The 26,042-nt window shown below is 42.8% G+C and carries 26 protein-coding genes and 1 pseudogene; 14 read left to right on the forward strand and 13 right to left on the reverse strand.

Features of this window, described 5'->3' with window-relative positions; all coding sequences use genetic code 11:
- Positions 1–3: 3 nt before the first annotated feature.
- The 6 genes from L8S15_RS00135 to L8S15_RS00160 all read left to right on the forward strand — a co-directional run bounded on the left by L8S15_RS00135 (position 4) and on the right by L8S15_RS00160 (position 5,640).
- Entirely contained in the window at positions 4–699 is a 696-nt protein-coding gene (locus L8S15_RS00135) for a VC0807 family protein (protein WP_016767293.1), read from the forward strand.
- Positions 700–1,081: 382 nt separating this feature from the next.
- On the forward strand, positions 1,082–1,357 hold the full coding sequence (locus L8S15_RS00140; protein ID WP_010441280.1) for an HU family DNA-binding protein: 276 nt from the start codon (positions 1,082–1,084) through the stop codon (positions 1,355–1,357).
- Positions 1,358–1,397: 40 nt separating this feature from the next.
- Positions 1,398–1,544, forward strand: a complete 147-nt coding sequence (locus tag L8S15_RS00145) for a hypothetical protein (protein WP_016767291.1) — start codon at positions 1,398–1,400, stop codon at positions 1,542–1,544.
- Between the two features lie 333 nt (positions 1,545–1,877).
- On the forward strand, positions 1,878–2,780 hold the full coding sequence (locus tag L8S15_RS00150; protein WP_133154324.1) for a VirK/YbjX family protein: 903 nt from the start codon (positions 1,878–1,880) through the stop codon (positions 2,778–2,780).
- A gap of 425 nt (positions 2,781–3,205) precedes the next feature.
- Positions 3,206–4,909 carry an FAD-dependent oxidoreductase gene (locus L8S15_RS00155; RefSeq protein WP_016790588.1) on the forward strand — a complete coding sequence of 568 codons (1,704 nt, stop codon included), beginning with the start codon at positions 3,206–3,208 and terminating at the stop codon, positions 4,907–4,909.
- A gap of 530 nt (positions 4,910–5,439) precedes the next feature.
- The gene (locus L8S15_RS00160) at positions 5,440–5,640 is read left to right on the forward strand and encodes a hypothetical protein (protein WP_010441287.1); all 201 of its coding nucleotides are present in this window, start codon (positions 5,440–5,442) and stop codon (positions 5,638–5,640) included.
- A 43-nt stretch (positions 5,641–5,683) separates the two neighbouring features.
- On the opposite strand, the pseudogene L8S15_RS21795 reads toward L8S15_RS00160, so the two are convergent.
- A pseudogene (locus L8S15_RS21795) lies at positions 5,684–5,948 on the reverse strand (ABC transporter substrate-binding protein); the annotation flags it as partial.
- 18 nt (positions 5,949–5,966) lie between these two features.
- The gene (locus L8S15_RS00170; protein WP_010441290.1) at positions 5,967–6,386 is read right to left on the reverse strand and encodes a PaaI family thioesterase; all 420 of its coding nucleotides are present in this window, start codon (positions 6,384–6,386) and stop codon (positions 5,967–5,969) included.
- Positions 6,387–6,429: 43 nt separating this feature from the next.
- On the opposite strand from L8S15_RS00170, the gene L8S15_RS00175 reads away from it, so the two are divergent.
- Positions 6,430–6,708, forward strand: a complete 279-nt coding sequence (locus tag L8S15_RS00175) for a DUF134 domain-containing protein (RefSeq protein WP_010441291.1) — start codon at positions 6,430–6,432, stop codon at positions 6,706–6,708.
- Positions 6,709–6,853: 145 nt separating this feature from the next.
- On the opposite strand, the gene nqrM is transcribed toward L8S15_RS00175, so the two are convergent.
- Both nqrM and L8S15_RS00185 read right to left on the reverse strand, forming a co-directional pair.
- Positions 6,854–7,051 carry a (Na+)-NQR maturation NqrM gene (nqrM, locus tag L8S15_RS00180; RefSeq protein WP_016767286.1) on the reverse strand — a complete coding sequence of 66 codons (198 nt, stop codon included), beginning with the start codon at positions 7,049–7,051 and terminating at the stop codon, positions 6,854–6,856.
- Positions 7,048–7,479: a NifB/NifX family molybdenum-iron cluster-binding protein gene (locus tag L8S15_RS00185; RefSeq protein WP_010441294.1), complete on the reverse strand. Its 432-nt coding sequence runs from the start codon at positions 7,477–7,479 to the stop codon at positions 7,048–7,050. Before L8S15_RS00185 ends, nqrM begins: the two co-directional genes overlap by 4 nt.
- A gap of 369 nt (positions 7,480–7,848) precedes the next feature.
- On the opposite strand from L8S15_RS00185, the gene L8S15_RS00190 reads away from it, so the two are divergent.
- The 3 genes from L8S15_RS00190 (at position 7,849) to L8S15_RS00200 (ending at position 10,920) form a co-directional block, all read left to right on the forward strand.
- Positions 7,849–8,571 carry a DUF1007 family protein gene (locus tag L8S15_RS00190; RefSeq protein ID WP_016788752.1) on the forward strand — a complete coding sequence of 241 codons (723 nt, stop codon included), beginning with the start codon at positions 7,849–7,851 and terminating at the stop codon, positions 8,569–8,571.
- Positions 8,572–8,669: 98 nt separating this feature from the next.
- Positions 8,670–9,785, forward strand: a complete 1,116-nt coding sequence (locus tag L8S15_RS00195; RefSeq protein WP_016788753.1) for a nickel/cobalt transporter — start codon at positions 8,670–8,672, stop codon at positions 9,783–9,785.
- A gap of 331 nt (positions 9,786–10,116) precedes the next feature.
- Positions 10,117–10,920 carry a MetQ/NlpA family ABC transporter substrate-binding protein gene (locus L8S15_RS00200; RefSeq protein ID WP_010441300.1) on the forward strand — a complete coding sequence of 268 codons (804 nt, stop codon included), beginning with the start codon at positions 10,117–10,119 and terminating at the stop codon, positions 10,918–10,920.
- 338 nt (positions 10,921–11,258) lie between these two features.
- On the opposite strand, the gene L8S15_RS00205 is transcribed toward L8S15_RS00200, so the two are convergent.
- From L8S15_RS00205 to L8S15_RS00230, 6 genes are all read right to left on the reverse strand, one after another.
- Positions 11,259–11,600 carry a hypothetical protein gene (locus L8S15_RS00205; RefSeq protein ID WP_010441302.1) on the reverse strand — a complete coding sequence of 114 codons (342 nt, stop codon included), beginning with the start codon at positions 11,598–11,600 and terminating at the stop codon, positions 11,259–11,261.
- A gap of 55 nt (positions 11,601–11,655) precedes the next feature.
- Positions 11,656–12,528 carry a patatin-like phospholipase family protein gene (locus tag L8S15_RS00210; protein WP_010441304.1) on the reverse strand — a complete coding sequence of 291 codons (873 nt, stop codon included), beginning with the start codon at positions 12,526–12,528 and terminating at the stop codon, positions 11,656–11,658.
- Between the two features lie 83 nt (positions 12,529–12,611).
- Entirely contained in the window at positions 12,612–12,950 is a 339-nt protein-coding gene (locus L8S15_RS00215) for a hypothetical protein (RefSeq protein WP_010441305.1), read from the reverse strand.
- Positions 12,951–13,300: 350 nt separating this feature from the next.
- Positions 13,301–13,816 carry a sigma-70 family RNA polymerase sigma factor gene (locus L8S15_RS00220; RefSeq protein ID WP_010441307.1) on the reverse strand — a complete coding sequence of 172 codons (516 nt, stop codon included), beginning with the start codon at positions 13,814–13,816 and terminating at the stop codon, positions 13,301–13,303.
- Positions 13,817–13,901: 85 nt separating this feature from the next.
- Positions 13,902–14,150: a thioredoxin family protein gene (locus L8S15_RS00225; protein WP_010441308.1), complete on the reverse strand. Its 249-nt coding sequence runs from the start codon at positions 14,148–14,150 to the stop codon at positions 13,902–13,904.
- Between the two features lie 33 nt (positions 14,151–14,183).
- Positions 14,184–15,170, reverse strand: coding sequence for a permease (locus L8S15_RS00230; RefSeq protein ID WP_280571882.1), 987 nt, complete (start codon positions 15,168–15,170; stop codon positions 14,184–14,186).
- A 395-nt stretch (positions 15,171–15,565) separates the two neighbouring features.
- Between L8S15_RS00230 and L8S15_RS00235 the strand changes: the two genes are divergently transcribed.
- From L8S15_RS00235 to L8S15_RS00245, 3 genes are all read left to right on the forward strand, one after another.
- A complete protein-coding gene (locus L8S15_RS00235; RefSeq protein ID WP_280571883.1) occupies positions 15,566–17,074 on the forward strand; it encodes a DUF3360 domain-containing protein in 1,509 nt (502 codons plus the stop codon).
- 454 nt (positions 17,075–17,528) lie between these two features.
- Positions 17,529–18,731, forward strand: coding sequence for a YbfB/YjiJ family MFS transporter (locus tag L8S15_RS00240; protein WP_280571884.1), 1,203 nt, complete (start codon positions 17,529–17,531; stop codon positions 18,729–18,731).
- Positions 18,732–18,745: 14 nt separating this feature from the next.
- Positions 18,746–19,378 (forward strand): glutathione S-transferase family protein, encoded by a 633-nt coding sequence (locus L8S15_RS00245; RefSeq protein WP_280571885.1) that lies wholly within the window; start codon positions 18,746–18,748, stop codon positions 19,376–19,378.
- 115 nt (positions 19,379–19,493) lie between these two features.
- Here L8S15_RS00245 and L8S15_RS00250 read toward each other — a convergent pair whose 3' ends face one another.
- On the reverse strand, positions 19,494–20,420 hold the full coding sequence (locus L8S15_RS00250) for a hypothetical protein (protein WP_280571886.1): 927 nt from the start codon (positions 20,418–20,420) through the stop codon (positions 19,494–19,496).
- 324 nt (positions 20,421–20,744) lie between these two features.
- Positions 20,745–20,951 (reverse strand): hypothetical protein, encoded by a 207-nt coding sequence (locus L8S15_RS00255; RefSeq protein ID WP_171342038.1) that lies wholly within the window; start codon positions 20,949–20,951, stop codon positions 20,745–20,747.
- 401 nt (positions 20,952–21,352) lie between these two features.
- Between L8S15_RS00255 and L8S15_RS00260 the strand changes: the two genes are divergently transcribed.
- Positions 21,353–23,278, forward strand: a complete 1,926-nt coding sequence (locus tag L8S15_RS00260) for an AIPR family protein (protein ID WP_280571887.1) — start codon at positions 21,353–21,355, stop codon at positions 23,276–23,278.
- 359 nt (positions 23,279–23,637) lie between these two features.
- On the opposite strand, the gene pheT is transcribed toward L8S15_RS00260, so the two are convergent.
- Positions 23,638–26,025 carry a phenylalanine--tRNA ligase subunit beta gene (gene pheT / locus L8S15_RS00265; protein WP_016786226.1) on the reverse strand — a complete coding sequence of 796 codons (2,388 nt, stop codon included), beginning with the start codon at positions 26,023–26,025 and terminating at the stop codon, positions 23,638–23,640.
- Between the last annotated feature and the right edge of the window lie 17 nt (positions 26,026–26,042).

Consider the following 26,042-nt stretch of genomic DNA (forward strand, 5'->3'; position numbering starts at 1 on the left):
ATTATGAGTAACACAGAAAACAAAAAATCTAGCCCTCTTTTCGAAATCGTTTTTAACGTCTTTCTTCCATCATTCATCTTGATGAAATTCAGTGGAGAGGAGCACCTAGGAACAGGTTTAGCACTGCTTGTGGCACTGGCTTTCCCTATCGCTTACGGTGGTATGGAACTAATCCGCAACAAGAAGTTTAATTTCATCGCGGCACTTGGTTTTGTGAGTGTGTTATTAACAGGTGGCATTGGTTTCTTCGAATTGGACACGCGTTGGTTAGCATTAAAAGAAGCGTTAATCCCAGGCATAATTGGTTTAGCGGTTCTTGGTTCTACTTTTACTCGCTATCCGTTCATCCAAAAAGTCATCTTCACGCCAGCACTGCTAAACATCTCTCTCATTGAAGAACGTTTAAAACAGTTTGGCCACCAAGCAAAGTTCGACCGCTGTTTAATGACGTCAAATTACATGTTCGCGAGTACTTTCGCTTTCTCTTCTGCGATGAACTACTTCTTAGCGACGTGGATTGTGACAAGCCCAGCGGGCACAGCCGCTTTTAATGAAGAGCTTGGCAAGCTGACACTTTACAGCTACCCAGCCATTGCAATCCCAAGCATGCTGATGATGTTAGGTATTTTCTACTATATTTGGCGTCAAGTTCGCGCTATGACGTCACTAGAAACAGAACAAATCTTTATTACTAAATAGCTCTGCATTACAAGCTCAAAATCAAAGCTCAGCACTCTCGCTGGGCTTTTTTATTTCTGCGCCTAGTTTAACTAACTAATTAATCAATTAACTAATAACCCTACTCATTTATAAACAAAGTGCTGGCTTATTATTGACTCTCTTAACCCAATAGAAGATAGATGCTCGCCTTTTTCATATCAGTTTAATAACCAGTATTTAAATTACCAATAGCTAAAGAATTACATTCAGTTATAATAAAAGGCGAGTTAACGCTCAATCTTGTTGATTACTTTACAAAACCCTACCCAGACGTTAACACTATTTCAGTCCTTATTGCTAAGATGGAACAAGCTCGGCCTTAAAAATAAGCGCCACTCGTACTCAATAAGGAATATAGAATATGAACAAATCTCAGTTAGTTGATCACATTGCCACTTCAGCAGATATCTCGAAGGAACAAGCAGGTTCAGCGTTAAACGCACTTGTTGAAGGTATTTCTAATACATTGGCTAAGGGTGATGATGTTGCCATCCTAGGTTTTGGTAGTTTCAAAGTTAATTCTCGTGCTGCTCGTACTGGTCGTAACCCACGAACGGGCGAAGAGATTCAAATTTCAGCATCAAAAACGCCTGCATTTAAAGCAGGTAAAGCACTAAAAGAGTCATGTAACGCTTAGGGTAAATAATAACTCAAAGCAGAATCCAAGGAAGATTACGATGTCTATAACTAAAGTAAAAGTTCAAGCTAGCCGCAGTAAAAAAGCAGGCAAGTCAACCAAAACACAAGCCGAAACGCCTAAGACTCGTCAACGTATTGAAGAGCTTCTCGAAGAGCGCGAATTGGCCAAACTGTTAGAGTTATAGTTTGTTATCCTTCTAATGCCACTGCAGCTCTGCAGTGGCATTCTTTTTTAAAAACCTAGCCAGGCTGAATCCTAAATAATCCCTCCCCCAAGCCACTAGTAATAGTGCAGTCATAAGCTTGAAAGTTCTCACTTAATTAAACCCGGTCATTGATAACAAGTAATCGCGCACGATTTGAACACTAAGTAACAGACTCGATTACATTGTCATACATACCCATACGTACCCAACTTTCACTTTTCATTATCATCATCGGCATTAATGTTTATGAGAATAAAAGAAGCAGTTCGGAACGCTAGCGTGTTCGGGCAACGCTTCTTTACTGAGGTGATTATGAATGTAGTTCGTATGGGAATTGACGCTAATGTCCATAAAAATAAAGGCAAATACAAAGCGATAGTGAAGTTTGCAGTTCGAGCATTATTTTTTTACTCAGACACAAGAAAAATGAATGACAATTTCAGCTCTATCGAGAGAAAGCTTTTATTTAAAAAACAGCCGAACTTCCTATCTAAATTTGTCACACCTTACTTATGTACCGATTTTAGTAAGAAAGAAAAAATTGACATACTATCAAAGCATTATGACTGGTTTGAAGATAAGTTCACCTCAACAGCTCGCCATCAAATATATAACGAGAGACTTAATCTTTTAGAGCTGAAAATTGATGAAAAAGCTTATTTTCTAAACCTAAGTTTTGAGAGAAATGCTAGAAAAGAAGGTGAACTGACCCTTTCCCTAACCGACTCAATCTTCAACAAAATGTACACCATATCATTCACCGTATTTAATAATGATATCTACATTGGCGGAATACAAGGGGGAGCAAACGACAACGGATTTAGCCGCTCGTTCACAAAAGCATTCTATGGTTTGAGACCGAAATCATTCATGGTTGAAACTCTTCGATTATTGGCCACCAATTTGGAGATTGACCACATTTACGCCGTCAACGAATCTGGGCATGTTTCTAACTCATTACGATACGGCAAGAAGGGTAAAACAATCAGCCTGAAGTACAATTGCTTATGGGAAGAACACGACGGACAACAACACGACAAATGTTTCTACGCTCTACCACTACAACCTACCAGGAAAGATCTTGAGGCTCTTAAGCGCCAAAAACGAAAACTGTATCGTGAACGTTACGCGTGGTTGGATCAATATGATCAAGATCTGAAAAATGTAATGAGTCAGCACACCCATGGTCCTGTTAATTATGCTCATGCGAGTTAATTTGGCTAACCTGTACTCAACTAGCTAACGCGTATTACCTTCATTAGCGTGCTTTAGTCTAATCACTGCTCTTAGACCAAACGCTCAAACCCGAGGTGACAGCTTCAAACTAAACCTCTCCCCTCACCGACTAAGGCGTCTTTCAATAGAATAGAGTCGTCTTAGTTGGCAATGCATCTTCAAATAGTCCGAATTTAAAGCGCGCCAAAGTAATCACCGTTATAGGGTTTACAGTCTTTTACATTAGTAAGAGCTAATAAATTAAAGCAAACATTAGACAATGCTAATTTACATCTTTATAGTATCTAGGTATTTCGAAAACTACTCAATCGCCGGCGACTAGCCAGTCCTGAACATTAGGAAGATACAAGCTCTATGCTCGGCAATTTGTATAGTTAAACTTAGAGACAGTAATAGGTAAACGTATGACTAAAATTGTAATCATCGGAGGCGTAGCTGGCGGTGCTTCAGCTGCTGCACGCGCTCGTCGCCTTAGTGAAGAAGCCGAAATCATAATGTTTGAGCGAGGACCATTCGTCTCTTTTGCCAACTGTGGATTGCCATACCACATAGGTGGCGATATCGAGGATAGAAGCAAACTTCTGTTACAAACACCTGAAAGCTTCTTAGCTCGCTTCAACGTTGACGCACGAGTGATGAACGAAGTTACCTCAATTGATCGCACCAATAAAACCGTTACAGTCAAAAATCTAGTTGATGGTAGCCACTACAGCGAGAGTTACGACTTCTTATTACTCAGCCCAGGAGCCAGTGCCGTCGTTCCTCCCATCTCAGGAATCGATAACCCCCTCACCCATTCGCTACGCAATATTCCAGACATGGACCGCATCATCGAGACAATCCAAATGAATAAGCCTGAGCACGCGACAGTTGTTGGCGGTGGCTTTATCGGCTTGGAAATGATGGAAGCGTTTCATCAGCTTGGGATCAAAACTTCATTGATTGAGATGGCCGATCAAGTAATGACACCAGTAGACCGAGAAATGGCCGGCTTTGCCCATGCGGAGATTCGTGAAAAAGGCATCGACCTAAAACTCGGCGTCGCACTTGAATCTGTGAAATATATACCTAACGAACACATCGCAAGCTTTGATTCAGGCGAGAGCGAGAAGCACCAACACCTAGAGGGTGAATTAGAATTAACACTTAATAACGGTGAAACTCTCACAACCGATATTTTGATCATGGCTATTGGTGTACGTCCAGAAACGAAATTGGCGCAAGAAGCAGGCCTTCAACTAGGCGCTTTTGGTGGTATTTACACTAATGAATTTATGCAAACGAGCGATCCTTCAATTTACTCGGTCGGCGATGCAATAGAAGACAAAGACTTTGTAACAGGAGAGCAAACGCTCGTCCCATTAGCAGGCCCTGCCAACCGTCAAGGTCGAATGGCGGCAGACAACATGCTTGGGCGCCAAGAAGCTTATCAAGGCACTCAGGGGACCGCAATTTGTAAGATTTTTGACCTTGCAGTCGCTTCAACAGGTAAAAATGAGAAGCAACTAAAACAATCAGGAATCAGTTACGAAAAAGTATACGTCCATACAGCAAGCCATGCGAGCTACTACCCCGGCGCACAAGTTGTCTCGTTCAAGATGTTATTCGATCCTAAGACAGGGAAAATACTGGGTGCGCAAGCCGTCGGTAAAGATGGCGTTGATAAGCGCATTGATGTTATGGCAGTAGCTCAACGTGCATGTATGACCGTTGATCAACTTCAACACCTAGAATTAACCTATGCACCACCTTACGGGAGTGCTAAGGACGTGATTAACCAAGCCGCATTTGTTGCCAACAATATTATTAAAGGTGACGCGACACCTATTCATTTCGATGAGATTGAAACATTAAGCGACAACCAACTCCTACTCGATGTTCGTAACCCTGGCGAACTAGAAAATGGTGGCTTTATTGAGGGAGCAATCAACATTCCAGTCGACCAACTGCGTCATCGAATGAGTGAGCTTCCAATAGACAAAGAGATTGTAATCTACTGCCAAGTAGGGTTACGTGGTAACGTAGCTTATCGCCAACTCGTCAACAACGGCTTTAAAGCACGTAACTTAATCGGTGGTTATAGAACACTCATGTATGCAAAAGCTTAAGGACTAATACTTAGTCGCCGGTAATGGTTCGCGGACACTTACCGGCTAATTGCTAATTGCTAATTGCTAATTGCTAATTGCTAATTGCTAATTGCTAATTGCTAAGAGTAAGTCGACCATAAATAGATGTGAGTAGTTTATAGTAAACATTGAAAACAGAGCTTGGCATTTGAGTAAGTGCCAAGCTCTATTATTATTCGTAGGAGTCAATAAAAGATTGCAGTGCTTGCTGATCGACAATCTCTAACCCTTGCAAGCCCAAATCATAATAATAAATGGAAAATTCGAAATTCATCGTAATAAGTTCAACGGTTTCTCGCACACTCAATCCCCAACTATCTCTTCATTAATGAAAAGTGTCACTTCCAAAAACGAAACTTTAGCTTACTGGTTTTTGGCTGATATCGCGTTGACGAGCGGGTTTGAGAAGCGCATTCTTTAATTTCGAACAGAACAAGTTTTAACCTCGCGAGAGTGTGATTAAGTCATCCTTTGTTTTGTATAACGCATCTAATTGAACGGCAGGTCACATGAATAAAATTGTTATGTTAGTAATGGGGCTGTTTTTTACCAGTCGATTGTTTGCGAGTATTGTGCCGCATGTTAGTCAATTAGAACATGATGCACCTATCCTTATTCGTTCAGCATTGATTGTTGGTGTTGCGGCTTATGCCGTCTGGACTGCATTTAAATACTTTAAAAAGAACAAAGCTTCTGGCTCAGAACTGTAGAAATAAAAACTTAGAAAGCTTTGTAGTACTTAGCAGGTTTCGATTACTGATCCGCAAAATAGTCGACCAATATTTTACGCCACTTTCGCGACTCACGAATTTTCAAATCGCCCATTGGTTCTGCCGTGATCAATCATATATTTGAGCACTACATCATCAGCGACGATGGCTTCAACCTCGCCGTCCTCTAAAGCCGCTAACAACCTTGGCATATCTACATAACTCTTGTGTCGGATTTCAAAGCCGGTGAGCATCAAAGAAGAAGTTGTTGCGACTTTTTCCCCTACTTCTACGTTTACAAGATCATTAGAACTTAGGTTCGATGATTAAAGTGACGACATGAACTGACTTTTTGCCGATGAACATAACTTGCCACCTTGAGTAATCTGACTCTCTAAAAAGTAAATATTGCGTTTACTTTTTACCCATTGAGCGCGGATCTCTAACTCTTGGCCAATCAAAATTGGATGATGGAAACGAGACGTCAAGCTGACCGTCATAGCGGTGATATTATTTTGGAACAAGCAGTGCAACATGGTGGCATCGTGTAACGCGGTAACAATGCCGCCCTGCATAATGCCATCATAGCCCTCAGCTTTATCTGTTGGTACAATCTTGGCTAAGGCTTCATGCTTAGCTAAGTTCTCGTTATTGCTAGCAACTTCAAAGCAAATCGGGCTATCTGAAAAGAAGCCTTGGCTGCATACTTGGCAGCGGCGATGGTTGTGAGGAATGAAAACTTTCATACTTATCCTTATTCCTTTTACCCTTAGATTTCTAGAGATTGATATGGCTCGACCAAAAAAACATCGACAGTTATGTACTCGTGCGGCTTACTCTTGTTTTAAGCCTAATGGCGTCCCTATGGACGAGCTTCATCAAGAAGAGCTGCTATTAGAAGAGTTGGAAGCGCTACGCTTGGCTGATCAAGAAGGCCTAAGCCAGCTTGAAGCCGCCGAGCAGATGCAGGTGTCTCGCCAAACGTTCGGTAACATCATTAAACGTGCACGAGCCAAGGTTGCTAAATGCATCGTCAACGGCCACGCGTTAGTCATTCAAAACTCTTAACTGACACCCTAGCCTTAACTCTAGATCCCACTCTCACTGCTGGATACCGAACTCGTCACTGAGCGATCCAACTATCTGATTTAGCTGTTTATCTGTTTATCTGTTTATCTATTGACTTAGCTATATGGCGGCTTGTTTGAGCTCTCTAACTTGAGGGTTCTGAGATCTGATACAGCTTACGGCTATGTTCCTCACACACCTCTTTGCAATTGCATTCACGCTCAATATCGATCTGCGCTAGCCCCCCGCAACTGCCTTTGATTGGCTGGCGTGAAAAAATCACACCGATCGCCATCAACGCCACGATTCCGACAAAGCCCAGTAATGTTAGTAGGAATGTCATTTACGGAACCCTCGAATTGCCCCCAATTTATGGGGTCGTGACATGAAAATTGCGCCGTCTCTCCTACGCTCTTTCTTACCACACCCATGATTGCGAGGCTCTCGACCGTAATCTAAATCGGTCACTTCTTGTAGGTGATCAAAATCTAATGCTTCGATTTCAACCTTTCCTGTCGAGGCTAACACTTTAATATCGTTTTTAAACAAGTGCGCCAGCATCCTTTTTCCTATGTGACGGACAACAACTGCTTGCACGCCGTAAGAGTGGATCACTGAAATCCATTGCTTCTTTTTATTACAAGATGAGTCGGATTCAACCAAAGAAACAACCTGCTTTATTTGTCGTTGGTCATCCACAATCGCTATCTGTGGTGAACGAGCAAAATGATTGCCGACATGGAGATTAAGACAAGGTACTGCGTATAACATGGTAACTCCCTGTTATTGGTGATCAGGCATTCAGTATATTCCTCATTATTGGCATATGCCAATAACCATGGTATGAAAAATTAGATTTACAGAATAGAGAAATAGCACTTTCAGCAAAAACTATAGAGTAGACGGAGCTACAAGGTAGCTTGGAAAAGAAAAGTTTATTGAGACGAAAAGATTCATAGAAACAGAAAGGTTTATGAGAAAGACGTTACCCGCCAACGCTCTAAGGTCTATGGCTCTACCTTTGAGATAAACCATTGTTGTCACAGGTGTTGTTTTTAATGTGCTTCTTATCCTCTTTCAAAGTGAATAAATGCTTAAATTGTTATATTATAACATCACAACAAATAACCGTCTGTCTTCATGAAACTGTTCTCTACTCTAATCAATGTATTCGATCGCCTCTCTTTGGGCTGTGTAAGCCGCTTTTCGATGTGTTTTCATTTTCTAAAATGCTTACCTCTTGGCATTGCATTGCTATCTTTTGCTCCAAACCTATATGCCCACCCTCACTCCTGGGTTGAAATGAAGACCCACATCGAAGGTGAGAATGGCCTAATAACTGGCCTGTCGATGGAATGGTCGTTTGATGCTATGACGTCGATGTATATGTTAGATGGTGAAGACGTATCTCCAGACAAAGAAGAAGAGACGTTCAAAAACCTGGCAGCATCCGTTATCGAAAACATGATGTACGAGCACTACTTCACCTACTTCTATGACAATGAAGAGCCAATCAAATATCAAGTAGCAGAGCATGCCAAATTTGAACGTGACAAAGCCAAAATGGTGCTCACTTTTGACCTACCGCTTGCCAAACCAAAACCGGTGACAAGAGACACACTTCGTGTATTGATCTTTGACCCTAGCTACTTTGTCGATATGTCGTGGTTATCTAAGGGGGATGTGACCTTATCGCCAGAACTCGCGAGACAATGTCAGTTAGAACTCGTTGAGCCTAACCCGACTCCAGAACAAATGAGCTATGCGATGTCTTTGCCAACCGATGCGGATCCAGATAACACGCTCGGCCAACTGTTTACTCAATCGGTCAAGCTTCATTGTGCTGCGCTTCCCACTTCCTAACCGCAGCGACTCGTTTGAGCTATTAAACGTCTTAACTCAAACGAGTTAAACCTGCCAAATTAACGAAAATAGTAATCTCTAATTCAGGTTCTTGTTATATGAAGAAAAATCAATTCAAAGCCAACCATGCCCTCATTGGTATCGGTGCATTATTATTTGTTGCTGTTGGCGCGTATCAACTATGGTCGATGTGGCCATCACTCGTTATCACCAGTATCCAATGGCAAAGAGAGGTCAATTCAGAACTTGCAGACCTACTCTACCAAGCCAAGTCAAACCCTTGGGGAGCAGGCTGTTACCTGATTGGATTCAGCTTTATCTATGGAATGCTGCACTCTTTGGGGCCTGGCCATGGCAAAGTCATCGTTTCAACATACTTAGCCACTCACCCAACCAAAGCAAAAGCCAGCTTGATTCTTACGGTGGTCTCCGCTTTGTTACAAGCACTGGTCGCTGTCTTATTAGTCAGCGTTTTGTTGTGGGGCTTTAATGCTTCAATGCGAGTAGTGAACGACAAAGCCAACCTATTTGTTTCATTGAGCTTTGCCTTAGTGGCCGTGGTGGGTACATTGATCTGCTGGAAAGCTCTGAAAAACATCTACTCAACGGTGCGCAAACCAAAGTTGAAAGTGAAGACCATCACCGCATTCGCAACAGATATGCCTTCTCTTATAGCCGCTCGTTCACCGATCTCGACCCAATCACCAATGGCGCGTCGCTCATCAGTATCTGATGGTTCCGCGATGTTGAACCCCATTCGTACAATACAATCAGCAGAACACTCGCACGCAGATCACTCTCATGCCGACTGCGGATGCGGCCACCAGCACGTCGCCGATGCAGACGCGATAAATAAAGCTTCAACGCTCCGTGAATATGCAGGAATCATTGTCACCATAGGGGTAAGGCCGTGTACTGGAGCTATTATGGTTCTGCTTTTCGCTAACATGGTCGGCTTGTATTGGATGGGTGTTCTTAGTGCGTTGGCAATGGCGGTTGGTACGGCATTAACAACCTCACTAATTGCAATGATGACGCTAACAGGCAAACATTTGGTGAAACGCTACTTAGCCGCAGGTAACAAGAATAGCAGTGCCTCATTAAAAGTCGCTGGTCATTATTTGCAGCTATTTGGCGGTCTATTACTTATTGTGATTGGACTACTATTAATGAACGGACAAGACAGCGGCATGTCGCCAGTCTTCACCATGTAATTAGTGGAAGCGTTTAATTAATATCCAGTGAATTCTACAATCCTCATACGACAAGGCCTCGCAAACGTGAGGCCTTATTTTTATCTATCACTAACGGTTAAAGAAATCTTTTCTCTTAACGATAAAGCTCGTCGAGTTTTCGTCACTGTGATTTAGTGTAATCAGATAATCGCTTGCGAAAGCAGATCCAATACTTTGGAGTTATATACCCCACCTAGTAATAACATCAATTTAACTTCTCCTTTAACAAACCTATTGACCCAATCGCATTAATAGATAATATAGACGTCTAGGCACCCATATGTCTTTTGGTTAATTAAATGGAGTTATCATGAAAAGCTACAAAAAAATCACCGCATCCCTGTTGGCATTGGCATTCACATTAGGTGTGACAGGATGTGGAAAAAAAGACGAGGCAGTCATCAAGATTGGTGCAACAGTAGGTCCACACGCACAAGTTGTACAGGCCGTCGCTATTGAAGCAGCGAAGCAAGGGATTAACATCGAATTAGTTGAATTCTCAGACTACATCACCCCTAACGCAGCACTGGATGACGGAAGTATCCAACTTAATAGCTACCAACATCAGCCATTTCTCGACAACTTTAACGACAATCATGATAGTAAGTTGGTTTCTATCGGACGTTCAATTTTGATGCGTATGGGCGTTTACTCTAACAAGTACACTTCACTTGACTCTATTCCTGACAACGCAAGAATTGCGATTCCAAACGATCCAACCAATGGCGGACGCGGGCTATTACTATTAGAAGATGCAGGGCTTATTTCACTGAGAGAAAACGTTGGATTCAATGCATCTCTAACCGATATTGTCTCCAATCCAAAGAATATTCGATTTGTCGAAGTTGATGCCGCACAGTTGCCCCGCTCTCTTGACGATGTAGACGCTGCAGCTATTACTATGAACTACGTGATGTCTGCAGGGTTAGATCCTAAGAAACAAGGTATCTACTTAGAGAAGAAAGACGCACCTTTAGCTGTGATGGTTGTTGCGGCGCGAGAAGAAGACAAAAATAATGAAGTCTATAAAAAGATCATTTCGATTTATCACTCTCAAGAGATCAATGACTTTTTGAACAGCACCTTCAAAGGCACCATAGAAGCGGCAAATTAAGCTAAAAGAATAACCTTAGATTTGGCGTTGTATGTGAAGCAATTAAGCAACGTCCTGATCTTAAGTTTATCGGCTGTTATTACGAAACTAAGCTATTGAATACTTTAATTCGTAATCCTAAACTCGTTATGGCTTGCTAACCTAGTTCGTTCCCAATAATTTGTTAGAGATCGGTTTTTGCAAGATCTGAAATAAAAAGGCCTCGCACATGCGAGGCCTTAGTTTTATCTATCAAACGATAATACACCCTACTTCACTGGCTTAACCACTTGCATAAGTGTTGTATTGAACGGCTCTGATTAAAGAGACACTGCTAGTTAACTAAAAACGGCTACAAGCTAGAAACTGCTATAAGAATGGGGAAGGCGTTTTTCTTCATTCCAACCGGACAACTCAATATTGATCAATAATTTGCGCTTCTCATTACACAATGAAGCGATATTGATAATAGGTAGCTGGCTGCGAAACTGCGCGGTAAGTATGACCTTTTTACCGTCACTAAGGCCGCTTCGACATTGCGACACAATCGCTTCGGTGTCTAATTGGTGTGCGTTCTCGATAATTTGGGTATCAGCGTTCTCTTGATAGCCATCGATCAGCCAAGATACGGCTGGCACTTCTAAGCTTGTGAGAACGATGACATCTTTTGTTGCCATAAGCTCGTGGAGTTCAGTTTGCATAAATCCCCCTCTTAGTTAGCCTGTTGCCTAACCATAAAAATTAACGACCAGCCCATTAAAGTCGGTTACCCAGATTAGCCTGTGCCAAATGGTAGCCTCTATCTATCATCTCTTGTGAGCGATCAAACTCTAAGGTGCCACAGGCATTACGTGGGATCTCAAGCGTAATATCTGCGGGATAAGCGGCCAATTTTTGACGAGCAATGGTCGATTGCATCGCATCAAACGCTTGGTTGGCAATGTCGTAGGCAGCAAAATTGAAGCTCATTTTACTTTTTACACTGCTACCTAGATTATCGATAAAAAGAGTAACCTTCTCATGTAGGTTACTCTGTTTTGTTGGTAGAGAAACCGGTATCACTTCCTGTTGAAGCATCTCAGGTTCACCACCTAAGTTCACAGCCAGAGTAAAGTCTGTCTTATCACTAAAGGTAGGCGCAATCGGTACGGGATTGAGCACTCCTCCATCGATCAGCACTTCACCATTGATGACGTGAGGCGTGAAGAATAATGGCAAAGAGATAGAAGCACGAATAGCATCAAACAAAGAACCCGATTGCAACCAAACCTCTTTTTCATCAGCGACGTTGGCAGCAACTGCGGTATAAGGGATAGGCAGATCTTCAATTGAAATTTCGCCGATCAGCCTACGCAGTGTGTCGATGATCTTGTCCCCTTTGAAGATACCACTTGATTGCCATGAAAAGTCCAACATCATAGCCATATCCGATTGGTCGATACTGGTGACCCACTCTTCAAATTCATCCAACTTACCCGCCGCGTAGACACCACCGATAAGTGCACCAATTGAACAGCCAGAGATGGATTTTATCTGAAAGCCGTGCTCAATTAGCCAGCGGATGATGCCAACGTGAACCAAGCCTCTTGCGCCACCACTGCCAAGTACCAATGAGATCGTTTTTGCCATCGTACTAATCCTTTAATATTTTTATTCAAGACTGGTTCACTCGTTGATTTTCCGATTCGCTAGCCTCGAATGAGTGAATCTTTTCAGTCCATGCGAGTGATAAAGGTTTGCTCGTCATCGACAAAAGCCACATAGTCGCCGTGATAGATAAACACCCGACCACGCCCTTCAACGATACAGGCAAGCTGTGGGTTCAAATCTTCTTCAAGATCTTTACTTTGATACGTGCCGGTATCGGTGATTACACCGCGGAGTGTCGGCAAAAATCCATAGCTGCGCTTGGCTTGATCAATCAGGCTCAATTCACTGGCGGTAGAGAAGTAAGCCGGGATTGGGCCAGCATCTTCGATAAACATCGTTTTCAGTTCTTCAAAAGCTGTAATCACCAGCCAGTCGATGCCATTAACGTGATGGATAAACATTGTTTATAAATACCTAGATTCTCGATAATTCTAATGCGGGGATTCTATCACTATCAGGCGCAGAACGTGGTAGAGATTTGGTTGCTAACGACAAGGCCTTTCCCTGTTTGTCGCCCAATATATTCAGAATAAAACTGGAACAGATATCCATTATCAAATTACCCCAAGAACACAAGAAATCTTGAGTCGATGAATTTTATAAGGGCCTTTAGAGCCGAACGTTTTCTTGTTAAACCTTCGTTTATTGCTCCTTAAAGTAATGGCCTATAAATTAGTTTAAAGCGGAAACATTACTTCCAGAAGGATTTAAGGTTCAGCTTGAAAGGACTTAACGCTCTACTTGAAAAGACTTAAGGCTCTGCTTGAAATGACCTAAAGCAACAAACGCCCGTTTGGTCTTGAGTCACCTTACATTCACTCACCAAAATGGTTTTGAGTTCTATACGGGCACGACGTAAACGAGCCTTAACGGCTGGTAGGCTGAGCTGGTGTTTCTCTGCGTAGTCTTTTTGTGTCATACCATTGAGGTCACATTGTTCTATCACATCACGATCTTGCTCGGTGAGTTTGACCAATACCTGGGGAAGGCAGCGTTGAAGCTGAACCATCGCAGGGGAAATATCCGTTGGCATCACAAATTCTTCGATGTCTACCGAATATATTTTCCGTCTCAGCTGATCAACAAGGTGGTTTCTGGTCATCTTAAACAGCCATGATTTACCGTCCTGCAATGTACAGAAACGCTCGCTATTTCCCATGGCCTTCAGAAACACTTCTTGCATGATGTCTTCCGCTTCGTGCGGATTTTGGGTCTGTTTTAGTAGCCAACCATAAAGGCTAGGTTCCGCATGATTCCACGCATTCATCAAACATTTCATTCTTGAACCTCGATAATCCGTCGCGCATGCTCATTCAAAAAAACTCTGCATGCGCGACGCTCTTTCCTTACTTTTACGCTACAACATTTTCCTTGAGTAAATCGCGAACCAGATCAACAGATGGCACCGACCCCGTGTGTTTTAACTCACCATTAATCGCGATACCCGGTGTGCTCATAATGCCAGCTTTCATAATGGCTTCCAAACTGGTGACTTTTTCAATATTGATTTGCTGCCCTAACTCTTGTGCGACCTCGGCAAACCGTTCTGCGGTAACGACGCAGTTCTTACAACCTGAACCATAAACTTGAATGCTTTTCATATCAGACTCCTGTGAGCATTTGCTCTGCTGTGATTAATAGAAGAAATTAAACAACCAACCGGTGATGGAAATCGCCACCAACAAGTAACCCGCGATTACACCAAGCAATCGGTATTGCATCACTTGTTTGAGCATCATGAACTCTGGCAAGCTCACTGCGACCGCTCCCATACAAAACGCCAGCGTGGTTCCTAGTGGCATACCTTTGTCTATCAAAGACGCCATGATTGGAACTATGCCCGTTGCGTTGGTGTAAATAGGAATCGCACTAAGTGTCGCGAGGGGAACCGTCCACCACTGGCCGTGTGCGAGGTTTTGCTCGAACCAATCCGCCGGAACAAAACCATAAATAAACGCACCAATACCCACACCAACAAAGACCCAAATCCAAATGCGTTTGAAGATGGTACTGGTCTCGTTCACAGCAAATTCATGGCGCTGTTTAAACGTCATTGGGATTGATTCAATCGCCGTTTGAGGCTGTTCATCTAACTCATTGGCTTTTTGATACGCTTCGGCAAGGAAAGGTTGTAACCAACGGTGGGCTTTAAAAGCATCTAAGACAAAGCCTGCAAAAATGCCAAGCGACATACCAATCACAACGTACATGATGGTGAATTTCAGCCCAAGGACACTGCCAAGCATGATGATCACCACCTCATTGATCAGAGGCGATGTAATAAGAAATGCGATAGTCACACCAATGGGAATACGTGCTGAGACAAAACCCATAAACAGAGGAATAGAACTGCACGAGCAAAACGGTGTAATCGCACCAAATAGCGAGCCAAGGAAGTAACCCACACCGCGGCGCTTACCTTGTAGATATTGTCGAACTTTGTCCACACTCAAACTGGCTCTCAGCGCAGAGATAACGTAAATCAACACGACCAACAAGACTAAGATCTTACTGGTGTCTTCGATAAAGAAATGAACGCCTGTTGCCATTGAAGTACTGGCTTCCAAGTTAAAAATGGAATACGTCAGCCAGTCGGCAAAGTAAGTAAAAACGTCCAACATAGTGGCACCCTCTAAACGATTTACCTCTAACACGTTTGAGCTCGCGAAAGGATGCACACTTTTCTAAATTATTTTTGGGTTTTGATTTTTAGGCTCAATTGCAGAACAGGTCTACTCGGCCGTTCGTTGTTGAAAGTGACTTTATTGTTCCTGTAATTAATGGTCTATAAACAAGCGAACTCACCCTCTTTACCGTCTCCCATATTTGCCATCAAACTCTACGACTAATGTCTAACTAACTGAGACTATTTGTTTTTTTTGGTTTGGTATAAGGTACTAACAACTAAATGTTAATGAACTTTTAATAATAAGTTGACACGTTGTTTGCACTTCTGCGTGAGTCAATAACGTTTGTTGGAATAACACGCCTTAGAGTGTGAACGAAAGGAATCAACATGAGCAGCACTTTAGAGTCGGTACATATACAAGCAGATAAGCCTCAAGCCAATGAGGATGAACTCACTTATGAACAACAACACAAACCAAGATCAGAATTTGATTCCCGCGAACAATATTTAGAACATGAATTACAAATCATGTCGCCTAAGCGTTGGCGTCCAAATTTACCGTTTAAAGATTATCGATTCGAGATGGAAGATACTATCCCAGCGATGGCCGCCACGATTGGTAAGGTTGTTATGGTGGGAGCGATTGCAGCCACCTTTGCCGGAGCTTTAGGGCTAAATGAAGGCTTTATTTTAGAAAACGTTCGTTATGAACTACTCATCGCCTCAGTTTTCATCATCCTTTTCTCTGGCTTCTTACTACCGACCGCGAACCTCGCAGGTACACATGGTCCACTCATTCCTTTAATTCCGATTGTCGTTGCAGCAGGCGGCCACCCTATGGCCTTTGGCTTGTTGATTGGCGCTTTTGGCCTCATCTTAGCCATCAGTAAAGGTGGCAGTATGCTGGCCAACCTCACCAGTAAAGGCGTGTGTGGCGGCTTATTGCTCTACCTTGGCTTTGTTGGAACCGCTTCCCAAGTGAAAAAGCTGTTTGCTTGGGCTGAGGGAATCGGCATGAGCCATATCGCTTTTGTCGTGATCTTCTGCACCATCATTTTGTACGCGCTATTGGAACATTTCCGTAAGCGCTGGTTAGCCGTCCCTCTTAGCTGCTTACTGGGTGGTACGTTAGCATTTGCCATGGGCGCGCCATTTGCTTTCCACACTGAGCCAGGCTTGCCTAACATGAACCCTATGTATTGGTGGGGCGAAAATACAGGCTGGATGCTTGGCCTGCCGACGATTGAACATTTCATGGTAGTATTGCCGTTTGCGATTCTAGCCGTAGCTATGTGGTCGCCCGATTTCTTAGGACATCAAGTATTCCAAAAGATCAGCTATCCAGAACGTACCGAAAAAGTACACATGAACATCGACGACACCATGACCACAGCTTCAATTCGTCAAACGTTCGGTTCTCTGCTTGGTGGTACTAACTTTACGTCTTCATGGGGTACTTATATCGTACCGGCGGCGATTGCTAAACGCCCTATTCCTGCTGGCGCTTTGCTCACAGCTCTGTTCTGTATCATCGCCGCTGTTTGGGGTTACCCAATGGATTTAGCTATCTGGCAACCTGTGCTTTGTGTCGCGCTCATTGTTGGGGTATTTGTGCCATTGCTAGAAGCTGGAATGGAAATGACGCGTGAAGGGAAAACCACCCAATCGGCCGCGATTGTCGTGTTCTCTTCAGCACTGGTTAACCCTGCATTTGGTTGGGCTCTCACCATGTTGTTGGATAACTTAGGCTTAGTCGGTTGTAAAGAACGTAGTAGTGAGCTTAGTAAAATGAGCCGTTGGGTGTTGCCTGGAACTATGTTTATTGTGCTAAGTGGCGTAATGGCGTTGGTTGGCCTTCTACCGGGGATTCCAGCGATTATCCCGAGCTTTCGCTAGGCTCGATTAATATTGAGTTTCAGTCGGACCACAAAAAGGCCTCGTACATGCGAGGCCTTGTTTTATCTATCGAACGGTTACAGCTATTCTTTATCAACGGCAACGCCCGACCGCACTGACTTCAACGCTTTCATCAACGTTGTGTTGAACGGATCTAGCATCAAAGCCTCTCAAATGAACTTAAACGCTCTCTTTAGATTAACGTTCGAGGGGGAGAGCATTCTTTACCATTGAACATATAGCTATAGTTGTAACGATCGATATTCAGATACTCCCCCCCTCCCATTAGCTTTACCTATACCAGCTAGAGATTAGAGATGTAAATGACCAATCTGACACTTACAAAAAATGTAAGTTGTCATCAAACCTTAAACATTAGAGCAAAAACTCAGCTTAGATAGTTCAAGTTTAAATGTTAGCGTAATGTTACATATGCAAACCAACAGTACGAGATATGCAGCACGTAAAAATCTTAAACCGCAACACCTTCGCTGGGCTCGCAGCAACATTAGTTGGGAACGGGATTGGTCGCTTTGCCTACATAGCATTAATGCCTGTGCTCATTCAAAGTGGGTGGTTCTCAAGCGAAGATGCCTCCATACTCGGCGCAGCAACACTGATTGGCTATGTATTCGGAGCTCCTGCATCGAGCTTTTTACAAAGATATTATTCAACAGGCACACTCATACGTGCCTCTTTGTTGTTAAGTAGCTTTAGCTATCTTGGTTGTGCCTTAAAATCTGCGCCCTTTGAATGGTTTTTAACGCTTAGAACCATTGCGGGTATATCAGGTGCCGTACTCATGGTACTCGCACCACCCGTGATCACCAGCCTTCACCCTCAAGAGATGAAAGCAAGAATCAGTGGCGTCGTATTTTCAGGCATTGGCCTCGGCGCCATGATTTCAGGAACAATCATACCTTTGCTTATCTACCAAAGTGTTGAAAGTGCATGGTTAGGTATGGGAGCGATCGCTTTTCTCGCAACTGTCCTGACGTGGAAGACATGGGCTCTTGAAGCTAAACCAAACCATTGTGATAAAAGCCCATCGACGTTTGATGCCTTATCTAAGAATAAGCGCATTAGTATTAGCTGCGTACTTTTAGCCTACACCTTTAGCGCCATTGGTTATTTACCTCATACTCTTTTTTGGGTCGACTATATTGTTCGAGAGCTAAAAATGAGTTTTGCGAGCGGTGGTTTTTATTGGGCTGTGTTTGGAATAGGAGCAGCGATTGGGCCAATAGTGACTGGTATACTAGGGGATAAATTTGGACTTAAAAAAGCACTATTAGCGGCGTTTATTTGTAAAGCTGCTGGGGTTGCTCTTCCACTATTAAGCACCAGTGAAACAGCACTTTTTGCTTCATCTTTGTTGGTCGGTATGTTTACGCCTGGCACCGTAACACTGGTATCAACCTACACCTTAGAAATCGTCGGGACTCAGCTCCATACGAAATCTTGGGGAGCAATGACAATGGCTTTTGCTATATCGCAAGGAATAGTCGGCTTCGTTATGGCTCACTACGCCCCTCAACTCACCAGTTATAACCTCTTATTTATGGTCAGCGCGAGTGCACTGATTCTGTCGATACTCTGCATCGCATTTACATCAACCAAACAGCAGACATTAAACACTGCTCAAATAAGTTCTTAGCAAAGGAATCGCTCATGAAACTGTATTTAAACGACACATCTCCATTCTCCAGAGCAGTACTGGCAACGGCCTATTTGTGTGATGCTCCAATGGTTCTTGAATGGGTCGACCCGTGGCAAACACCCAGCACATTGGTCGCCATTAATCCATTTAGTACCATTCCGGTTCTAGAAACCAGTGATGGGTTTGCACTGACCGAGAGTTTAGCGATCTGTGAGTTCCTCATGCAAGCATACCCAACAGAGAAACTAACAGTGACCAAGGCTATCGACACTCAACGTATGTCGTTATTGGGAGTGAGTAAAACGTTGATGGAAGTGGCCTTTCGGTGTGCTGCACTGAGCCGCTTCGAAGCTGAGCAAAACGAGCTAACGATTAGGGGAAAGGAAGGTATTAAAAGAAGCGTTAAAGCACTTATCGGGCAGTTGAATAACAATGATGATTTGCTTGGACCTGACTTCTCAACATTGTACCTGCACGTCGCATTAGATTACGTCTTATTCAGGCATGCTAATTTGCTTTCAGCAGAAGAGCGCGACATCCTCACTACTGCTTTACATAATTCGCCGTTTAAAGACACATTGGCAAAACTTAGCCTAGAGTCGCTTTCAAAAAAGCTTAACTATTGCGAATACAAAAATTCTTGATCACTTTGAATAGTGTTGTGTTGAACGAGTCTAAAAAGGCCTCGCACACGCGAAGCCTTGTTTTATCTAAGTTCCAACGAACGAGTAGCTAGCAATTTACGATGGTAAAACCAAATTAACTAGAGAGCCATTCATCCAATACTTTAATGAATTTAGGATTAATGAGATAACCGATGGAAGCGTGCGGATTGCTTTTTCCGTTGCGGATATTGAGGTTATAGACTGGGTGGATATCTTTCATTCCACCGGGTATCAGATCCAGTTTGAGCATATCTTTAAAGTCATTTTTGATTTTGCTGTCATGAGAGATAAAATCATCTTCTGCCGATATGTTTATCCATTGCTGAATGTTTAAAGGGTACTTCTTCTCATCTTTCAAGCGGCTCCCTTTTAGCCTATCTTTTACGTTTTCATCGCCTAACGGTGACCCGAGCGTCAGCAATAAGTTGACCTTCTTATCCGCACCATAGTCGTGTCTATACTCTCCGTAATGAGACAGCTTCCACAACACGTCATAACTGATCATCGAGCCAAGGCTATGCGATACAATCATCACGTCATCCTGATTATCAAGCGCTTCCTTCAGTTCAACCATTAGCCTGTGCCTGACATCGCTACCAAAATAGGTATCTTCATTCCAATAATGCGCCATGTCCGGCGCGACCTTCGTTATGAGTGTCTCAGCCACACCCAGCTTTCCAAATAGCGATGAAAAAGTATCTGCTAACGCCTCTTTTAGAAAACCAATTTTAGATACCTTGTTATACGTTGTTTGATTGAACTGGCTTGTCTTGTATTTTTTGAGTTCAGACAGCGCTTGCTGTCGACTTGCAGGGTCTTCTGTTGGTTTCTCTAACAATGTGTTTGATAGTTCACCGTAATAGACAAACCGTTTATCGACATCTTTAAAAGCTTGTAATAAACTTGAGCCTCCACAATCTCGCTGCAAGCCATGCTCTATAGCCTCGTACCAGAGTGCTTGAAGGGGAGCTTTATCGGGCTTTTGAGCGCCACCATGAATGAATATGATTTTCTTAGCCATAGCAGGATGTCCTAAACACATAGTTGAAGTGATTATCAGTAAAAAGCACACTAGATTCGGTCAGCCCTTACTAATCACAGTGGTGCTAATTACGTATCTAGGAGTGGTTGATAGACCATTTATATAACTATGAGGTACTCGTTTAAGGACCATAAACGAGTGAACGATGCGATCATTACTCGCAAATTGAAATGAATGTATCTAGCAAAACCTCCAATGAACAAAAAGGCCCCGCAATCGCGAGGCCTTGGTTTTATCTATCGAATGATTACATCCATATTTTAACAACTACAGCGCCCTACTTCACTGACTCCACCGCTTTCATTAACGTTGCGTCGAGCTGCTGTCTAAACTCCAACTGTGAATGAAGATCAGCGCCGTATCCCCACTTCCACTTTTGCCATACGCAATTTGCTCACCATCGTGAGATATCGCAATACCGTACTTAACCGTTGAATCATGAGCCATGGCATCAAAGCCACCAAGCACCATAAATACCAAGAGTGTGATGTTTAAAATTAAGCGTTTCATAATGTCTCTCTACTTACTTTGGAGGGAACACAGAAAGCGCCCCTCTCAATCAATGTAGCCACTATAAAGTGTGAAGTTGTAGACAGGTCAAGGGTGATTTAGATAAAGAACTCTTCTGTTATGGTGCTTTGACCAACTCATTTCTGGCTAGAAGCACGCTTGCGGGGGATAAAATACGACTCTTCTAATACTATTCTCTGTGAATCCCTGCTGTATCAAGGGGGAAGCTCGACCTATCTATCTGCGTTCCATTAACTGTCACAACAGCAGTTACATAAGCAAATGGATTACTAAAAACGCTTATTCATCTTAATGCTAACCATAGAGTTTGATACTTGTTATTGCTTATGGCACAAGATTGTCATAGATTATGTTCACTAATAAAAATAGGCAATATATCAATGAAACATAAAGAGTTTTATAAGTTACTCGATTCCGAATTGAACTTATTTATCGAAGACTTCTCTGATGAAATGCATTCCAAACTTAGGGAAGACCATCAAAAACGCTCATACGCATTCATGCTTTGGTTCCTCAAATTTTATTCGGGCCTACAAAATATTGGCGAAATGATTACCGACGGGCACGGTGATAATTCATGCGACATCATACTTGATAAACGTAATAGTCAAGGAGATAACGTTTTCTATTTAGTGCAATCAAAGTGGAACAAAGAACATAACTGCAATTCTCACTTTGAATCTGAGATCTTAAAATCTTTTTTATCAGATGCGCAGTCAATCTTACGCGGAGATAAAGAAGAGACAGAAAACCAAATATTCAATAAACGTTACAAAGCGCTGTTGGAGCATGTGCGCTCAAATGGTGAAGTAAAAGTAATTTATTTAACGTTAAAGAACAATTGTAAAACATTTCTTGAGAATATCACTTCTTTCGAAAACTCCTTTGGTGCAAACGTAAAAGTTGATGCTTTCGACATAAATCGATTAAAACTCGATTATATTGACAGAAGATTCAAGAAAAATAACCCCCCAAACCCACTGGAAAAGATTTACAGCCCAGAGTATGAAAAAATTAAATTAGAACTAGTAAAAGATAATGAAAAAAATGCAATTCAAATTAGTACCCCTCATCAAGGCCTAGTATTTAATCTCAAACCAAGCACTATATACAAACTAGTCGAGCGATACGGTGTATCATTGTTTAACAAAAACGTACGAAACCCATTACTCTCCTCAAACATCAATGACGAGATCGTTACTACTTTAAAAAATGATCCTTCTTATTTCTGGTACTACAACAACGGAATAACTGCCATAACACGCCATATTCCCCAAGTATCAAGTCAAGCAGAAAATTTCGATGTCAAAGGCCTTCAGGTAATAAATGGCGCTCAAACGGCTTACTCAATTCATAAAGCTTACTCAGAAAGCAATTTGGAAGAACGCAATATAATTGACGAAGAAGCAAGAGTTACATTCCGTTTACTAAAATCAGGCGGTAGTAATTTTGATCTCAAGGTAACCAAATATACGAACTCACAAAACCCGGTATCCGAACGAGATTTTTGCTCTTCAGATCCAATACAACTAGCCATCCAAGATTACTTTTATAATACAAACTTTTGGTATGAATGCCGTCGAGGTGAGTTTCGAGCGATTCCTGAAGGAACTGAAAAGATTGAAAACACTGTGGTTGCAAATGCTTACTTGGCTTTCCATTTGTCAGATCCAGTATCAATAATCGAGGCCGCTATCGAAAGGGAGCAATCAGGGTCAGACAAAATATTTACATCACATAAAGATCATACAGATGGCCTATATGAGAAAATCTTCAACAAGGATACAACACCAGAAGCAATGTACGCTTCATTCTGTATGTTCTACATCCTACAAGAAGGAAGTCCAATTGATCCAAAAAGGGCTATATTTTCAAATGCTTATCACATACTTGCAATTGTAAAAGTTGTACTTAAGAAATATTTACAAGCCAAATTTAACGATAACGTAAATTTATACAGCTATATCATTAAGAAATTTACATCCAATGATCAACTTTTGTTTAAGCAATGCGTTATCAAGAGTATGAAAATTCTTAAAGAAGACGTAACTAAACTAGCTGCAAGTCAACGTCAGGCCGAAGGTGAAGGTGAAAGTGAAGGTGAGATTGATAATGTGATTTTTGACATTATGCTAAAAAAATCTCATTTTGATATGTTACTTGACCGTGTAAGTAAGCTTCAAATAGACGTCGATGAAATTGAAGCTATTGAACTTAATGATAACGACGACTCTGAAGATGAAAATGAAGATAGTGATAATAAGGAAAAAGAATCATTATCTATCAGTAATTTAGAGTTACATTAGTAGATTTACGTGAGCAGTTTGGGTACGTTTTTTAAAGAAGCATAGAACCCTTTAAGAACAATATATAGTGCCGATATAGGAATATATACCGTTCAACAGCTTAGTATTCTATATTTTGAACTTTTCCTTAAACTTGTAATTGCTCTTGCAAGTTTAAGGAGATGCTTGGGCGTTCGATTTCCAATTAAGACTGAATCCCCACAAATACACCCACCGCTAATATTCGTTGTGGCCTCAAAACTTGGCTGACTGGTAGCTCCACCCTGTCCCAATAATGAGTTAGCCCCTACTCGCTATTCGAGCAAAAACAAAAAGGCCTCGCAATGCGAGGCCTTTGTTTTTCTATCTATCAGAAGAGATTAGTCGCGAAGTGCTGCGCCGAATTTCTCTGAGATTGAAGCTACGATAGCATCTACTGAACCAGCGATGTCTGCATCTTCAAGTGTGCGCTCTACAGACTGTAGGCTAAGTGCGATTGCTAGGCTCTTCTTACCTTCTTCAACGCCTTGACCAACGTATACGTCGAACAGTTTAGCGCCTGTTAGGAATTCGCCACCAGCAGCGATACACGCTTCTACGATGTCGCCAGAAGCTACTGCTTCATCAACAACAACGGCGATATCACGACGGTTTGCAGGGAACTTAGATACGGCTACTGCTTCTGGAAGCACGCGAGTGTTGATAGCTGCCCATTCGATTTCGAATACGATAGTGCGGCCGTTAAGACCAAACTTACGCTCTAGTTCTGGGTGAACAGTACCAATGATACCCACTTCTTTGCCGTCTACTACGATAGCCGCAGTTTGACCTGGGTGAAGTGCTGGGTGCTTCGCTGCTTTGAAGCTGTATGCGATTTCGTTTGCAGAAAGCTCAAGAACGGCTTCTAGGTCACCTTTAAGATCGAAGAAATCTACAGTGTTAGTTGCAATGTCCCAGTGCTCTTCGCCACGAGTACCAGAGATAACGCCCGCAAGCATCATTTCTTGGCGCATGCCGTTTTCAGCCGTTGCTTCAGGGATGAAACGTAGGCCAGATTCGAATAGACGAACGCGAGACTGTTGACGCTTCTGGTTGTGAACAACTGTGTTTAGTAGACCTTGGATTAGGCCAAGACGCATTGCTGACATATCCGCAGAGATTGGGAATGGCAGGATTAGCGGCTCAACACCAGGTACAACAAGTTTTTGCTGTTCTGGTTCTACGAAGCTGTATGTGATTGCTTCGTGGTAGCCACGGTCTACAAGAAGGTCACGAACGCGCTTAAGCGGTTGGTTAGCTTCTTTGTGGTCATTCATTTTAAGTGCCGCTTTAGGCGCTTGGTTTGGAATGTTATCGTAACCGTAGATACGACCTACTTCTTCAATTAGGTCTTGCTCGATTGCGATATCAAAACGCCAAGATGGAGACGTTGCCGTCCAACCAGCATCAGTCGTTTCAACGTTACAACCTAGGCGAGTAAGAATTTCCACTACGTCTGTAGATGGGATTTCGTGACCTAATAGGCTGTCTAGCTTAGCGCGACGTAGAGCAACTACGTTTGCTTTAGGAAGATCAGCTTCAGATTCGCTACCGTTTACTGGCGCAACTTCACCACCACAGATTTCAACTAGAAGCTGTGTTGCACGCTCCATTGCTGCTGCTTGAAGTGTTGAATCAACACCACGTTCGAAACGTAGAGAAGAATCTGTGTGAAGGCCGTAAGCACGTGCGCGACCACGGATGTGATCCGGTGCGAAGAATGCCGCTTCAAGAAGTACGTCTGTTGTTTCAGTAGTCACACCTGAATCTTGACCGCCAAAGATACCAGCGATTGCTAGTGCTTTGTTGTGGTCAGCGATAACAAGCGTGTTGCTGTTTAGTTCAGCTTCGTTGCCATCTAGAAGTGTTAGCTTTTCGCCCTGCTCTGCTAGACGAACCACGATACCGCCTTCGATCTTAGCGAGATCAAATGCGTGCATTGGTTGGCCTTGCTCTAGCATCACGTAGTTTGTGATGTCTACAACTGGGTCGATTGAACGGATACCACAACGGCGCAGTTTTTCTTGCATCCAGATTGGAGTGTCCGCTTTCACGTTTACGTTCTTAACCACACGGCCAAGGTAACGTGGACAAGCATCAGCTGCTTTGATTTCAACAGATACTGTGTCTTCAATGCTTGTTACAACAGTTTCAACTGTTGGCTCTGTAACGTCTGCGCGGTTTAGTACGCCAACTTCACGAGCAAGGCCACGGATGCTGAAGCAGTCTGCGCGGTTTGCTGTTAGGTCTACGTCGATAGTTACGTCGTTAAGCTCTAGAAGCTCACGTACGTCCATACCTAGCGTTGTGCCTTCAGGCAGCTCAAGGATGCCGTCTGACTCTACGTCGATACCTAGCTCAGAGAAAGAACAAAGCATGCCGTTCGATGGAACGCCACGTAGTTTTGCTTTCTTGATTTTGAAGTCACCAGGAAGTACTGCGCCAACTGTTGCTACTGCTACCGTTAGGCCAAGACGACAGTTAGATGCACCACAAACGATATCTAGCAGCTCTTCTTCGCCGATATCAATTTTTGTAACTTGTAGTTTGTCTGCGTCTGGGTGCTGACCGCACTCAACCACTTTACCTACTTTAACGCCGGTGAATTCACCAGCAACAGGTTCTACATCGTCAACTTCCAAACCAGCCATAGTGATTTGGTGAGCTAGCTCTTCGCTGTTAATTGCAGGTTTAACCCACTCGCGTAGCCAAGATTCACTGAATTTCATAGTTTTGACTGCCCCGG

The sequence above is a fragment of the Vibrio sp. S/42/10 genome, from assembly GCF_029890535.1.
Classification (GTDB): Bacteria; Pseudomonadota; Gammaproteobacteria; order Enterobacterales; family Vibrionaceae; genus Vibrio; species Vibrio cyclitrophicus.